The 14,840-nt window shown below is 36.0% G+C and carries 11 protein-coding genes and 5 tRNA genes; all 16 read left to right on the top strand.

From position 1 onward, the window contains the following. Positions 1-57: 57 nt before the first annotated feature. Positions 58-945 (top strand): tyrosine-type recombinase/integrase, encoded by an 888-nt coding sequence (locus RM538_RS11790; protein WP_311333640.1) that lies wholly within the window; start codon positions 58-60, stop codon positions 943-945. A gap of 24 nt (positions 946-969) precedes the next feature. Continuing rightward, on the top strand, positions 970-1,278 hold the full coding sequence (locus RM538_RS11785; RefSeq protein WP_311333639.1) for an HPF/RaiA family ribosome-associated protein: 309 nt from the start codon (positions 970-972) through the stop codon (positions 1,276-1,278). A gap of 108 nt (positions 1,279-1,386) precedes the next feature. Then, a tRNA-Thr gene (locus tag RM538_RS11780) sits at positions 1,387-1,460 on the top strand. Between the two features lie 53 nt (positions 1,461-1,513). Further along, positions 1,514-1,595, top strand: a tRNA-Tyr gene (locus tag RM538_RS11775). Positions 1,596-1,752: 157 nt separating this feature from the next. Further along, positions 1,753-1,825: transfer RNA gene (locus tag RM538_RS11770), tRNA-Gly, on the top strand. A gap of 111 nt (positions 1,826-1,936) precedes the next feature. Next, positions 1,937-2,008: transfer RNA gene (locus RM538_RS11765), tRNA-Thr, on the top strand. Between the two features lie 82 nt (positions 2,009-2,090). After that, positions 2,091-3,278 carry an elongation factor Tu gene (gene tuf, locus RM538_RS11760; protein ID WP_311333638.1) on the top strand — a complete coding sequence of 396 codons (1,188 nt, stop codon included), beginning with the start codon at positions 2,091-2,093 and terminating at the stop codon, positions 3,276-3,278. A gap of 136 nt (positions 3,279-3,414) precedes the next feature. Further along, positions 3,415-3,487, top strand: a tRNA-Trp gene (locus tag RM538_RS11755). Positions 3,488-3,529: 42 nt separating this feature from the next. Then, positions 3,530-3,718: a preprotein translocase subunit SecE gene (gene secE / locus RM538_RS11750; protein WP_311333637.1), complete on the top strand. Its 189-nt coding sequence runs from the start codon at positions 3,530-3,532 to the stop codon at positions 3,716-3,718. Positions 3,719-3,720: 2 nt separating this feature from the next. Then, on the top strand, positions 3,721-4,275 hold the full coding sequence (nusG, locus tag RM538_RS11745; RefSeq protein WP_311333636.1) for a transcription termination/antitermination protein NusG: 555 nt from the start codon (positions 3,721-3,723) through the stop codon (positions 4,273-4,275). A 72-nt stretch (positions 4,276-4,347) separates the two neighbouring features. Continuing rightward, entirely contained in the window at positions 4,348-4,785 is a 438-nt protein-coding gene (gene rplK / locus RM538_RS11740) for a 50S ribosomal protein L11 (protein ID WP_311333635.1), read from the top strand. Between the two features lie 21 nt (positions 4,786-4,806). Next, positions 4,807-5,502: a 50S ribosomal protein L1 gene (rplA, locus tag RM538_RS11735; RefSeq protein WP_311333634.1), complete on the top strand. Its 696-nt coding sequence runs from the start codon at positions 4,807-4,809 to the stop codon at positions 5,500-5,502. Positions 5,503-5,513: 11 nt separating this feature from the next. Next, positions 5,514-6,035 carry a 50S ribosomal protein L10 gene (rplJ, locus tag RM538_RS11730; RefSeq protein ID WP_311333633.1) on the top strand — a complete coding sequence of 174 codons (522 nt, stop codon included), beginning with the start codon at positions 5,514-5,516 and terminating at the stop codon, positions 6,033-6,035. Between the two features lie 51 nt (positions 6,036-6,086). Further along, positions 6,087-6,467: a 50S ribosomal protein L7/L12 gene (gene rplL / locus RM538_RS11725; protein ID WP_311333632.1), complete on the top strand. Its 381-nt coding sequence runs from the start codon at positions 6,087-6,089 to the stop codon at positions 6,465-6,467. A 136-nt stretch (positions 6,468-6,603) separates the two neighbouring features. Further along, complete coding sequence (gene rpoB, locus RM538_RS11720; protein WP_311333631.1) at positions 6,604-10,416, top strand: DNA-directed RNA polymerase subunit beta; 3,813 nt, start codon at positions 6,604-6,606, stop codon at positions 10,414-10,416. A gap of 93 nt (positions 10,417-10,509) precedes the next feature. Beyond that, on the top strand, positions 10,510-14,811 hold the full coding sequence (gene rpoC, locus RM538_RS11715; protein WP_311333630.1) for a DNA-directed RNA polymerase subunit beta': 4,302 nt from the start codon (positions 10,510-10,512) through the stop codon (positions 14,809-14,811). Positions 14,812-14,840: the final 29 nt, after the last annotated feature.

The raw sequence follows: 14,840 nt of genomic DNA, 5'->3' as shown, positions 1-14,840 counted from the left end.
ACTATTTATTCTGTATCTTAGAACTACTTATTAAAACGTGTACCGAAAACCAAAGCTTTGTCTATTCAATCATTTGTAGCATATCTAGAATTAGAGAAAAAATACTCTTCTCACACCATACTAGCTTACAAAAAAGACCTAGAGGAATTTTTAGACTTTATTACAACAGAATATTCAATTACTAAAATTAAAACTGTTAACTACAGTATTATTAGAAGTTGGATTGTTTCACTAGTAGAAAAAGGTATCGCTAATAGGAGTATTAATAGAAAAATATCTTCATTAAACTCTTACTTTAAATTTCTACTAAAATCAAAACAAGTTTCAGAAAATCCTTTACTAAAACACAGAGCATTAAAGACTTCAAAAAAAGTACAAATTCCTTTTTCAGAAAAAGAGATAAATGATGTTTTAATATTATTGAATAATGTAGATAGTTTTGAGGGGGTTAGAAATAAACTAATTGTAGAGTTGTTTTACACTACAGGTATGAGAAGAGCAGAGTTGGTTAACCTTCAATTAAAAGGTGTAGATTCAAACAATAAAACAATTAAGATTTTAGGTAAAAGAAATAAAGAACGTCTTATCCCTTTGTTACCTTCCGTTGTAAAAACACTAGAGCTATATCAAAAAGAAAGAATACAGTTAGAAAAAATTGTAGATTCTTCATTTTTATTGCTCACTAAAAGAGGTGAAAAAGTGTATGATAATCTTGTTTATAGGGTAATAAATTCTTACTTTAGTAAAGCTTCTGTAAAAGTAAAAAAGAGTCCACACATTTTGCGTCACTCTTTCGCAACCCATTTACTTAATCAAGGAGCAGATATTAATGCGGTAAAAGAACTTTTAGGACATTCTAGTTTAGCTTCTACCCAAGTATATACTCATAATAGTATTACAGAGTTAAAAGAAGCCTATAAAGGTTCACATCCAAGAAATAAGTAAAGTGCTAACCTAAAACCTACAATTATGAAGTTAAATGTACAAACACCCAATTTCTCACCCAAGTCTGAATTATTATCATATATTGATAAGAGGTTTGTAAAACTGCAACAATTCCATGATAAGATTGTAGCCACAGATGTTTTCATGAAAGTTCAAAAAACAGCATCTAAGGAAAATAAACTAGTCGAGCTTTTGGTAAGAATCCCAAAGAAAGATATTGTAATAAAAAAAGCAGCAAAATCTTTCGAAGAAGCAGTTTATGAATGTATGCAATCTGCTGAAAGACAACTAAAAAAAATGAAGCAAAAAGAAAGAGCTATTTTATTGCAATAATTTTTTTAAAATTTGTTTTGTAAAAACATAAATTTACATACATTTGCAGTCCGTTAGAAACAGCGGACTTTTTTATGCTAAAAAATTAGTGTAAAAAAGGGTTTAAAAGCCGATGTAGCTCAGCTGGCTAGAGCAGCTGATTTGTAATCAGCAGGTCGTGGGTTCGAGTCCCTCCATCGGCTCTTGAAATTTTGATGATTCGTAATTCATTTTTTGGATTTCCGAATTGGCTTAGGGGGAGATACTCAAGCGGCCAACGAGGGCAGACTGTAAATCTGCTGACTACGTCTTCGCAGGTTCGAATCCTGCTCTCCCCACAAAGAGTTTTAAAAGTGGGAGCGTCAAAAGCTTGCTTTTGTAAGCTGCCAGAATAAAATTCTTGGTTCGGGTTCACCCGAATTGGATCACCGAGAAAGTGTAGGTAATCCAAATTGAAATATTGAAATAAATTAACTGTAAAAGGCAGTTATAAATGCGGGAGTAGCTCAGTTGGTAGAGCGTCAGCCTTCCAAGCTGAATGTCGCCGGTTCGAACCCGGTCTCCCGCTCTAAGCGAAATGTCGTCATAAGAAAATGTGACCTTCGCTCATTAAACTTGCGAGTTACGATGTATGATTTAATGAATCGTAAATCTTGAATCGGCAATCGTAATCAGATTTGCCGGTGTAGCTCAGGGGTAGAGCGTTTCCTTGGTAAGGAAGAGGTCACGAGTTCAAATCTCGTCATTGGCTCAAAACATGAGAGACTACTTTATGTGGTTTTCTCAATTATTTATTGAACACTATTATATAACTAAGATTAAATTAATACAAAATGGCAAAAGGAACATATGATCGTTCGAAACCACACTTAAACGTTGGTACAATTGGACACGTAGATCACGGTAAAACAACCCTTACAGCTGCTATTACTAAGGTGTTAGCAGATAAAGGATTTTCAGAAGCTTCTGCTTTTGATCAAATTGATAACGCGCCAGAAGAAAAAGAGCGTGGTATTACAATTAACTCTTCACACGTAGAGTACCAAACTGCTAATCGTCACTATGCGCACGTTGACTGTCCAGGTCACGCCGATTACGTAAAGAACATGGTAACGGGTGCTGCACAGATGGATGGTGCTATTCTTGTTGTTGCTGCAACAGATGGTCCTATGCCTCAAACACGTGAGCACATCTTATTAGGACGTCAGGTAGGTATTCCTCGTATTGTTGTATTCATGAACAAAGTGGATATGGTAGACGATGAGGAATTACTTGAATTAGTAGAAATGGAGATTAGAGATTTACTTTCTTTCTACGAGTATGATGGTGATAATGGTCCTGTTATTGCTGGTTCTGCTCTTGGAGCATTAAACGGTGAAGGTAAATGGGTGGATACAGTTTTAGAGTTAATGGAAGCTGTAGATACTTGGATTGAAGAGCCAGTTCGTGATATGGACAAGCCTTTCTTAATGCCTATTGAAGATGTATTCTCTATTACAGGTCGTGGTACAGTTGCAACTGGTCGTATTGAGACTGGTGTAGCAAACACAGGTGATCCTGTAGAGATTATTGGTATGGGTGCAGAGAAACTAAACTCTACAATTACTGGTATTGAAATGTTCCGTCAAATCCTTGATAGAGGAGAGGCAGGAGATAACGCTGGTATCTTATTAAGAGGTATTGAGAAAACTCAAATCTCTAGAGGTATGGTAATTACTAAGCCAGGTTCAGTAACACCACACTCTAAGTTTAAAGCTGAGGTGTATGTACTTAAGAAAGAAGAAGGTGGGCGTCACACTCCATTCCACAACAACTACCGTCCACAGTTCTACGTACGTACAACTGATGTTACAGGAAACATTAACCTTCCTGATGGAGTTGAAATGGTAATGCCAGGTGATAACTTAACTATTACAGTTGATCTTATCCAACCTATCGCAATGAATGTTGGTCTTCGTTTTGCAATCCGTGAAGGTGGTAGAACAGTAGGTGCCGGTCAGGTAACTGAAATTTTAGACTAACTATTAATATATTTTATAAAGTTAAAGGTGTTCCGTTTTTCGGAACGCCTTGACTTTTATAACGGGTTTACCTGTCTGCTTAAGGCAGGGCTTAGTAAAATAAGTGTCATTTTCTGGGTAATCCCAATACAAGAATACGGGTTTAGCTCAGTTGGTAGAGCACTGGTCTCCAAAACCAGGTGTCGGGAGTTCGAGTCTCTCAACCCGTGCTACTGAAGATTAAAGCTTCAAAACAAAATAACACAATTATAATGTTGAATTATATTAAAGAATCTTATAACGAGCTAAAAAACCATGTAACATGGACTCCTTGGCCAGAAGCACAAAGATTAACAGTTATTGTAGCTGTTTTTTCAGTAGTACTTGCACTAGCTGTTTGGGGTGTTGATACTGTTTTTAGTGGAGCTGTAGAAGCTTATTTTAAATGGATTAAGTCGTAGTTATGACTGAAACAAAGAGTACAAAAAAATGGTATGTTGTCCGTTCAGTAAGTGGACAAGAGAATAAGATTAAGTCTTATATAGAGAGTGAGATTAATAGACTCAACCTTCAAGACTATATTGATCAAGTTCTTGTTCCTACTGAAAAGGTTATCCAAATTCGTAATGGAAAGAAAATAAATAAAGAACGCGTTTATTTTCCTGGATACATTATGATACAGGCGAGCCTCGCAGGAGAAATACCTCATATTATAAAATCAATTAATGGAGTAATTGGTTTTCTTGGTGAAGTAAAAGGGGGAGATCCTGTTCCATTACGTCAAGCAGAGGTTAATAGAATGCTTGGTAAAGTAGATGAGCTTGCTGTTCAAGATGATAACGTAAATATACCTTACGTAATAGGAGAGACAGTAAAAGTTATAGATGGTCCATTTAATGGATTTAATGGAACGGTTGAAAAGATAAATGAAGAAAAGCGTAAACTTGAAGTAATGGTAAAGATTTTTGGTAGAAAAACACCATTAGAGTTAAGTTACATGCAAGTAGAAAAAATTTAATTTGTTACACACTATATAAACGTTGTTTCTTAGGCTTCCACTCAAGAAATAACACATTTTAAAATTTAGAAAATGGCAAAAGAAGTAGGTAAAGTAGTAAAGTTGCAAGTTCGTGGAGGAGCCGCTAACCCGTCTCCACCAGTTGGGCCAGCTTTAGGTGCTGCCGGTGTTAACATTATGGAGTTCTGTAAGCAATTTAATGCGAGAACTCAAGATAAGCAAGGTAAAGTATTACCAGTTGCGATTACAGTTTATAAAGACAAGTCTTTTGACTTTGTTATTAAAACTCCTCCAGCTGCAGTACAAATCTTGGAAGCTGCTAAGACCAAAAAAGGGTCTGGTGAGCCGCACGTTAAAAAGGTAGCAACTATCTCTTGGGATCAAGTAAGAGCTATTGCAGAAGACAAAATGCCTGATTTAAATGCGTTTACAGTAGAGTCTGCTATGAAAATGGTAGCTGGTACAGCGCGTTCAATGGGTGTTAAAATCAAAGGTGCTGCACCTTTTTAATAAAGAAAAAGAATCTATATAATGGCACGATTAACTAAAAAGCAAAAAGAAGCTGTACTTAAGGTAGAGGATAAAACATATTCTGTAGCTGAAGCTTCTGCTTTAATAAAAGAAATCACCAACGTAAATTTTGATGCCTCTGTTGACCTTGCGGTTCGTCTTAACGTGGATCCACGTAAAGCAAACCAAATGGTAAGAGGTGTTGTTACCTTACCTCATGGTACTGGTAAAGATGTAAAGGTGTTAGCATTAGTGACTCCAGATAAGGAAGCTGAAGCTAAAGAAGCCGGTGCAGACTATGTTGGACTAGATGAGTACCTCGATAAAATTAAAGGAGGTTGGACAGACGTTGACGTTATTGTAACTATGCCAAGTGTAATGGGAAAATTAGGACCATTAGGACGTGTTTTAGGTCCTCGTGGATTAATGCCTAACCCAAAGACAGGTACAGTAACAATGGACGTTGCTAAAGCTGTTTCTGATGTCAAATCTGGTAAAATTGACTTTAAAGTTGAAAAGACTGGAATTGTACATGCTGCAATTGGAAAAGCATCTTTTGATGCAGATAAAATTGCCGGAAACGCAAGAGAATTATTAACAACACTTGTAAAACTTAAGCCTCAAGCGGCAAAAGGTGTTTATATTAAAAGTATCTACATGTCGAGTACGATGAGTCCTTCAGTAGAAATAGACACTAAAAGATTTACTGAGCAGTAAAATACATAATTATGACAAGAGAAGAAAAATCACAAGTAATCTCAGATTTAACTGCACAGTTAGGGGATAATGCTAACATTTACTTAGCAGATATTTCTGGGCTTGATGCAGGAGCAACATCAAACTTACGTCGTGCTTGTTTTAAAGCAGGTGTAAAACTTGCGGTTGTTAAAAATACATTGCTTGCAAAAGCAATGGAAAGTTCTGATAAAGATTTCGGTGAATTAACTGAGGTGTTAAAAGGTAACACTTCTATTATGATAGCCGAAGCAGGAAATGCACCAGCAAAAGTAATTAAGGAATTTAGAAAAAAATCTGAAAAACCTTTACTTAAAGGAGCATATATTGAAGAAGCAGTTTATGTTGGAGACGATCAACTTGACAAATTAGTTGAGATTAAGTCTAAAGACGAATTGCTTGGAGAAATCATTGGATTACTTCAATCTCCTGCTAAAAATGTTATTTCTGCACTTAAGAGTGGTGGAAGTACACTTTCAGGACTAGTTAAAACCTTATCTGAAAGAGAAGGTTAATAAAATAAGCACTAATTAAATTATATATTAAAATTACAAAAACGATAGAAAATGGCAGATTTAAAAGATTTCGCAGAGCAATTAGTTAACTTAACTGTAAAAGAAGTTAATGAGTTAGCTACTATATTAAAAGATGAGTATGGTATCGAGCCTGCTGCTGCAGCTGTTGCTGTTGCCGCTGGTGGTGGTGCTGCAGGTGGTGGAGACGCCGCTGATGAAAAGTCAGAATTTGACGTAATCCTAACTGCACCAGGTGGTTCTAAATTAGCAGTTGTAAAACTTGTTAAAGAACTTACAGGTCTTGGTCTTAAAGACGCAAAAGGATTAGTTGATAATGCACCTTCTCCAATTAAAGAAGGAGTTGCAAAAGACGAAGCTGAAGCATTAAAAGCTCAGTTAGAAGAAGCTGGAGCAGAGGTTGAGCTTAAGTAAGCTTACCTAACTTCAAACCTTAAGGTTTAGGTCTTCCGATATGTTCGGAAAGACCTAAACCATTTTGCGTATATAAAGGTTAACCATTTTTACTGTATACGCGCATAGTTTTTTTTAATCAAAATTCCGTCCATAGATGTCAGCAACGCAAACTGAAAGATTGAATTTTTCCTCTGTACAAAATAAGCCGGACTATCCGGACTTTTTGGATATCCAGATTAAATCCTTTCAGGATTTTTTCCAGTTGGAAACCAAGTCAGAAGAAAGAGGTCAAGAGGGGTTATATAAAACCTTCTTAGAGAATTTCCCGATTACAGATACACGTAATCAATTTGTTTTAGAGTTTTTAGATTACTTCGTAGATCCACCTAGATATACACTCCAAGAATGTATAGAGCGTGGACTTACCTATAGTGTTCCTTTAAAAGCTCGTTTAAAATTATATTGTACAGATCCAGAGCATGAGGATTTCGAGACTATTGTTCAGGATGTATACTTAGGTACTATTCCCTACATGACACCTAGTGGTACTTTTTGTATCAATGGAGCAGAACGTGTAGTAGTATCACAATTACACCGTTCGCCTGGAGTATTCTTTGGACAATCCTTCCACGCTAATGGAACTAAATTATATTCAGCCAGAGTAATTCCTTTTAAAGGTTCTTGGATTGAATTTGCTACCGATATTAATAGCGTTATGTACGCTTATATCGATAGAAAGAAAAAATTACCTGTAACCACACTTTTCCGTGCAATTGGTTTTGAGAGAGATAAAGATATTCTTGAAATTTTTGATCTTGCTGAAGAAATTAAAGCAACTAAAACGGGGCTTAAAAAATTCTTAGGTAGAAAACTAGCAGCTCGTGTATTAAAAACGTGGCATGAAGATTTTGTAGATGAGGATACAGGAGAGGTAGTATCTATTGAAAGAAACGAGATTGTATTAGATCGTGATACAGTTCTTGAAAAAGAGCATATTGAAGAGATTTTAGAATCTGGATCTAAAACAATTTTATTACATAAAGAAGATAATCATCTTGCAGATTATGCAATTATACATAACACATTACAAAAGGATCCTACCAACTCAGAAAAAGAAGCGGTAGAACATATCTATAGACAATTACGTAACGCAGAACCACCAGACGAGGAAACAGCTCGTGGTATTATTAATAAGTTATTCTTCTCAGACCAAAGATATAACTTAGGTGAGGTAGGACGTTACCGTATGAATAAAAAGTTAGGTCTTGATATTGAAATGGATAAGCAAGTGCTTACCAAGCAAGATATCATTACTATTGTAAAATACTTAATCGAGTTAATTAACTCTAAAGCAGAGATTGATGATATTGACCACTTATCTAACCGTCGTGTACGTACAGTAGGTGAACAATTATCTTCTCAATTTGGTGTTGGTCTTGCTCGTATGGCACGTACCATCCGTGAGCGTATGAATGTACGTGATAACGAAGTGTTTACGCCTATCGATTTGATTAACGCGAAGACATTATCTTCAGTAATTAACTCATTCTTTGGTACAAACCAGTTATCTCAATTTATGGATCAAACTAATCCATTAGCAGAGATAACTCATAAGCGTCGTCTTTCGGCATTAGGACCTGGAGGTCTTTCGAGAGAGAGAGCAGGTTTTGAGGTGCGTGATGTACACTATACACACTACGGAAGATTATGTCCTATTGAAACACCAGAAGGACCAAACATTGGTCTTATTTCTTCACTTTCAGTTTATGCTAAAGTGAATAACTTAGGATTTATTGAAACACCTTATCGTAAAGTTGATAATGGTAAGATTGACTTGAAAAATGAGCCAACATACCTTTCAGCAGAAGAAGAGGAAGAAAAATTAATTGCACAAGCTAATATTCCATTAAAAAAGGATGGAACTATAGATAGCGACAGAGTTATTGCACGTATGGAAGGTGACTTCCCAGTTGTAGACCCAAAAGAGGTTCACTACACAGACGTTGCACCAAACCAGATTTCGTCTATCTCGGCTTCATTAATTCCTTTCTTAGAGCATGATGATGCAAACCGTGCCTTAATGGGATCAAACATGATGCGTCAGGCAGTACCTTTATTACGTGCAGACTCTCCAATTGTTGGAACAGGTCTTGAGCGTCAGGTTGCTAGTGACTCACGTGTATTAATAAACGCAGAAGGAGACGGTGTAGTAGAGTATGTAGACGCTAATGAAATTATTATAAAATATGACCGTACAGAAGAAGAGCGTATGGTTAGTTTTGATGGTGATAGTAAAACATACAACCTCGTAAAATTTAGAAAAACAAATCAAAGTACTTCTATTAACCTAAAGCCTATTGTAAGCAAAGGTGATAGAGTAAAAAAAGGACAAGTATTATGTCAAGGATATGCTACCGAAAAAGGGGAGCTTGCACTAGGACGTAATATGAAAGTAGCCTTTATGCCTTGGAAAGGGTATAACTTTGAGGATGCAATTGTAATTTCTGAAAAAGTAGTGCGTGACGATATATTTACTTCTATTCATATAGACGAGTATTCTCTTGAAGTTAGAGATACAAAACTTGGAAATGAAGAATTAACTAATGACATTCCTAATGTTTCTGAAGAGGCTACAAAAGACTTGGATGAGCATGGGATGATTAGAGTTGGTGCAGAAGTAAAACCTGGTGATATTTTAATTGGAAAAATTACTCCAAAAGGAGAAAGCGATCCAACACCAGAAGAAAAATTACTTCGTGCTATTTTTGGAGACAAAGCAGGAGATGTTAAAGATGCTTCTTTAAAAGCTTCTCCATCGTTACGTGGTGTTGTAATTGACAAAAAGTTATTTGCAAGAGCAATTAAAGACAAACGTAAGAGAGCAAAAGACAAAGAGGATATTGCAGAACTTGAAATTAAGTATGATGCAAAATTCCAAGCGCTTCAAGATGTATTAGTTGAAAAATTATTTGCAATTATTGGCGGTAAAACTGCACAAGGTGTGATGAATGACTTAGGAGAAGTTGTCTTTCCTAAAGGAAAGAAATACACGCTTAAAATGTTAAATGCTGTAGATGACTATACGCACTTAACAGGCGGTACTTGGACGACTGATGATGAAACCAATGCGATGGTTGCAGATTTAATGCACAATTATAAAATTAAGGAGAATGATTTACAAGGTAATTTACGACGTGAGAAATTTACTATTTCTGTAGGAGATGAGTTACCATCTGGAATCTTAAAACTTGCAAAAGTTTATATCGCTAAAAAGCGTAAACTTAAAGTAGGTGATAAGATGGCAGGACGTCACGGTAACAAAGGTATCGTAGCGAGAATTGTTCGTCAAGAAGATATGCCTTTCTTAGAAGACGGAACACCAGTAGATATAGTATTAAATCCACTTGGGGTACCATCTCGTATGAACATTGGACAGATTTACGAAACTGTTCTTGGATGGGCAGGTCAAAAATTAGGTCGTAAGTATGCGACTCCAATTTTTGATGGTGCAACACTTGATCAAATTAATGAAATTACAGATGAAGCTGGAATTCCAAGATTTGGTCATACATATCTATATGATGGAGGTACAGGACAACGTTTTGATCAACCTGCAACCGTAGGGGTGATTTATATGTTGAAGCTTGGACACATGGTAGATGATAAGATGCACGCACGTTCAATAGGACCTTACTCATTAATTACGCAACAACCATTAGGTGGTAAAGCACAATTTGGTGGACAACGTTTTGGTGAAATGGAGGTATGGGCATTAGAGGCTTATGGAGCTTCTAGTACACTTAGAGAAATATTGACTGTTAAATCTGATGATGTAATAGGTAGAGCCAAAACATACGAAAGTATAGTAAAAGGTGAAGCTATGCCAGAACCAGGATTACCAGAATCGTTCAACGTACTTATGCACGAATTGAAAGGTCTGGGACTTGACATTAGATTAGAAGAATAATATAACCCCCGAGAAATCGGGGATCTATAGCATTCTGAAGAAAACCTATATCGGTTTTCAATTTAACAACAACAATGATTATTATACAGCATTATGGCAAGAAATAATAACGAACAACAACAAAAGAAATTTAATAAAATTTCTATCGGTTTAGCATCACCAGAGTCTATTTTAGCAGAATCTCGTGGTGAAGTATTAAAACCAGAAACAATAAATTACCGTACTCATAAACCAGAACGTGATGGACTTTTTTGTGAGCGTATTTTTGGCCCTGTAAAAGATTACGAGTGTGCCTGTGGAAAATACAAGCGTATCCGTTATAAGGGTATTGTTTGTGATAGATGTGGTGTAGAAGTTACCGAAAAGAAAGTACGTCGCGATAGAGTAGGACACATTAATCTTGTAGTACCTGTAGCACATATTTGGTACTTCCGTAGTTTGCCAAACAAAATAGGATATCTTCTTGGATTACCGTCTAAGAAGTTAGACATGATTATCTATTATGAAAGATATGTTGTAATACAACCAGGTATTGCTAAGAATGAAGAAGGAGAACCCGTTAATAAAATGGATTTCCTTACTGAAGAGGAGTACTTAAATATTTTAGATAGTCTTCCACAAGAAAATTTATACTTAGAAGATAGTGACCCTAACAAGTTTATTGCTAAAATGGGTGCAGAGTGTTTAATTGAATTGCTACAACGTATAGACTTAGATGAATTATCATTTGAGTTACGTCATAAAGCAAATAACGAAACTTCTAAGCAACGTAAAACGGAAGCATTAAAGCGTCTTCAAGTAGTTGAAGCTTTACGTGATGCTAACAAAAATCGTGAGAACAACCCAGAGTGGATGATTATGAAAGTGGTGCCAGTAATTCCACCAGAATTACGCCCATTAGTGCCACTTGATGGAGGTCGTTTTGCAACTTCAGACTTAAATGATTTATACCGTCGTGTAATTATTAGAAACAATCGTTTAAAGCGATTAATGGAAATTAAAGCTCCGGAAGTAATTTTACGTAATGAAAAACGTATGTTACAGGAGTCTGTAGATTCATTATTTGATAACACGCGTAAGTCTTCAGCAGTAAAAACAGATAGTAACAGACCATTAAAATCACTTTCAGATTCTTTAAAAGGAAAGCAAGGTCGTTTCCGTCAAAACTTACTTGGTAAACGTGTAGATTATTCAGCACGTTCTGTAATTGTTGTAGGACCAGAATTAAAATTATATGAGTGCGGGTTGCCAAAAGATATGGCAGCAGAACTTTACAAGCCTTTTGTTATTAGAAAACTAATTGAAAGAGGTATTGTTAAAACTGTAAAATCTGCAAAGAAGATTATAGATAAAAAAGAGCCTGTAGTTTGGGATATTTTGGAGAACGTTCTTAAGGGGCATCCAGTATTGCTAAACCGTGCTCCTACCTTACACCGTTTAGGTATTCAGGCATTTCAGCCTAAATTAATTGAAGGAAAAGCAATCCAATTACACCCATTAGTATGTACGGCATTTAACGCCGATTTTGATGGTGATCAAATGGCTGTTCACCTTCCTTTAGGGCCAGAAGCAATATTAGAGGCACAGTTATTAATGCTTGCTTCTCATAATATCTTAAACCCTGCAAATGGTTCGCCAGTCGCGGTACCGTCTCAGGATATGGTATTAGGTCTTTATTATATGACCAAGCTTCGTAAAACGGATAAGCAGTTTACAGTTAAAGGAGAAGGGCTTACTTTTTACTCTGCAGAGGAGGCAATTATTGCTTACAACGAGAAGAAAGTAGATCTAAATGCCGAAATTAAAATACGTACTAAAGACTTTAATGAAGAAGGAGAACTTGTGTATCAAATTATTACAACTACGCTAGGTAGAGTAATATTTAATGAGCAAGTACCAGAGGAAGCAGGATATATTAATCAAGTATTAACTAAGAAATCATTACGTGATATTATTGGTGACATTCTTGAGGTAACTAGTGTCCCAAGAACAGCAGCCTTCCTTGATGAAATTAAGAGTTTAGGTTTCAAGTTTGCATTTGAGGGTGGATTGTCTTTCAGCTTAGGAGATATTATTATCCCTGCTGAAAAGCAAACAATGATTGATGATGCAAATACTCAGGTAGATGGTATTATCGGAAACTATAATATGGGTCTTATTACCAATAATGAGCGTTACAATCAGGTAATTGATATATGGACAGCTACCAATGCGGAGCTAACAGAACTTTCTATGAAGCGTATTAGAGAGGATCAACAAGGATTTAACTCTGTGTATATGATGCTTGATTCTGGAGCGCGTGGATCTAAAGAACAGATTCGTCAGCTTACAGGAATGCGTGGGTTAATGGCAAAGCCTAAAAAATCTAACTCAGGTGGAGGTGAAATTATTGAAAACCCAATCCTTTCAAACTTTAAAGAAGGTCTTTCAATCTTAGAATACTTTATCTCGACACACGGTGCGCGTAAGGGACTTGCAGATACGGCCTTAAAAACTGCCGATGCAGGTTATTTAACTCGTCGTCTAGTAGATGTTTCTCAAGATGTAATTGTAAATTCTGAAGATTGTGGAACACTTAGAGGTATTGAAGTTTCTCCACTTAAAAAGAACGAAGAAGTTGTTGAGACTCTAGGAGCAAGAATAGTTGGTCGTACTTCATTAAACGATGTAGTAGATCCATTAACTAAAGAAATTCTTGTTGAATCTGGAGGACATATTACTGAAGCTATTGCAAATAAGATTGAAGCTTCTGCATTAGATACTGTAGAGGTAAGATCGGCATTAACATGTGAGGCTAAGAAGGGTATTTGTGCACAATGTTACGGTAGAAACTTAGCTACCAATAAAATGGTGCAGCGAGGAGAAGCGGTTGGTGTTGTAGCAGCACAGTCTATTGGAGAACCTGGAACTCAGTTAACACTTCGTACATTCCACGTAGGTGGTATTGCTGGAAACATTTCAGAAGAAAATAAATTAACTGTTAAGTTTGACGGTAAAGCAGAAATTGAAGAGCTTAAAACCGTAAAAGGAGAAGATGCAGATGGTAAAACAGTTGATATTGTAATTTCTCGTACATCAGAATTAAAATTAATAGACCAGAAAACAGGTATTACGTTGAGTACTAATGTAATTCCTTACGGTTCTACAATCTTTGTGAAAGATGGAGATAAATTAAAAGCTGGAGATGTAGTATGTCAATGGGATCCATATAATGGAGTTATTATTTCTGAATTTGCTGGTAAAATCAAATATGAAAACATTGAACAAGGTGTTACTTATAGCGTAGAGATTGATGAGCAAACAGGATTCCAAGAAAAAGTAATTACAGAATCTAGAGATAAGAAAAAGATACCAACACTTCAAATTTTAGGTAAAAAAGATGAAGTAATTAGATCTTACAACTTACCAGTAGGGGCACACCTTATGGTAGATGATAATGATAAAATTAAGATTGGTAAAATTTTAGTAAAGATACCGCGTAAGTCTGCAAAAGCAGGGGATATTACAGGAGGTCTTCCACGTGTAACAGAGCTATTTGAAGCACGTAACCCTTCTAACCCAGCTGTTGTAAGTGAGATTGATGGAGTAGTAAGCTTCGGAAAAATTAAGCGTGGTAATCGTGAAATTATTGTAGAGTCTAGAATTGGTGAGATTAAAAAGTATCTAGTTAAATTAAGTAACCAGATATTAGTTCAGGAGAACGATTTTGTGAGAGCTGGTATGCCATTAAGTGATGGTTCTACTACTCCAGAAGATATCTTACGAATTAAAGGGCCTTCTGCAGTACAACAATACTTAGTAAATGAAGTGCAGGAAGTATATCGTTTACAAGGTGTAAAGATTAACGATAAGCACTTTGAGGTAGTAGTTCGTCAGATGATGCGTAAAGTACGTATAGAAGATAGTGGTGATACTACATTCTTAGAAAACCAATTAGTTCATAAAGATGACTTTATTGAAGAAAACGATAAAATCTTCGGAATGAAAGTAATTGTAAATGCAGGTGATTCTGAAACACTTAAAGAAGGACAAATAATTTCTCCAAGAGAACTACGAGATGAAAACTCTATCTTAAGACGTAATGATCAAACCCTAGTAGAAGCCCGTGATGCTGTTAATGCAACAGCAACACCAATACTACAAGGTATTACTAGAGCATCGTTACAGACTAAGTCGTTTATTTCTGCGGCTTCTTTCCAAGAGACAACTAAAGTATTAAACGAAGCTGCTGTAAGTGGTAAAGTAGATACATTAGAAGGTCTTAAAGAAAATGTAATTGTAGGTCATAAAATACCTGCAGGAACAGGAATGCGTCGCTATGATACTATTATTGTAGGAAGCAAAGAAGAGCTTGAAGAAATGACAAGAGAAAAGCAAGAAGTTAATTATAACTAAATATGATAATTAAACGCTCCTTTTGGAGC

This window comes from Patiriisocius hiemis (assembly GCF_031846325.1).
GTDB lineage: Bacteria > Bacteroidota > Bacteroidia > Flavobacteriales > Flavobacteriaceae > Patiriisocius_A > Patiriisocius_A hiemis.
This window is presented reverse-complemented; position numbering and strand designations above follow the sequence as displayed.

Bases quoted from the DNA above. Each gene is read 5' to 3' on its own strand.
- rpoB (WP_311333631.1), top strand. From the start codon at position 6,604: ATGTCAGCAACGCAAACTGAAAGATTGAATTTTTCCTCTGTACAAAAT.
- nusG (WP_311333636.1), top strand. From the start codon at position 3,721: ATGACTGAAACAAAGAGTACAAAAAAATGGTATGTTGTCCGTTCAGTA.
- rplJ (WP_311333633.1), top strand. From the start codon at position 5,514: ATGACAAGAGAAGAAAAATCACAAGTAATCTCAGATTTAACTGCACAG.
- rpoC (WP_311333630.1), top strand. From the start codon at position 10,510: ATGGCAAGAAATAATAACGAACAACAACAAAAGAAATTTAATAAAATT.
- rplA (WP_311333634.1), top strand. From the start codon at position 4,807: ATGGCACGATTAACTAAAAAGCAAAAAGAAGCTGTACTTAAGGTAGAG.
- RM538_RS11785 (WP_311333639.1), top strand. From the start codon at position 970: ATGAAGTTAAATGTACAAACACCCAATTTCTCACCCAAGTCTGAATTA.
- tuf (WP_311333638.1), top strand. From the start codon at position 2,091: ATGGCAAAAGGAACATATGATCGTTCGAAACCACACTTAAACGTTGGT.
- secE (WP_311333637.1), top strand. From the start codon at position 3,530: ATGTTGAATTATATTAAAGAATCTTATAACGAGCTAAAAAACCATGTA.
- rplK (WP_311333635.1), top strand. From the start codon at position 4,348: ATGGCAAAAGAAGTAGGTAAAGTAGTAAAGTTGCAAGTTCGTGGAGGA.
- rplL (WP_311333632.1), top strand. From the start codon at position 6,087: ATGGCAGATTTAAAAGATTTCGCAGAGCAATTAGTTAACTTAACTGTA.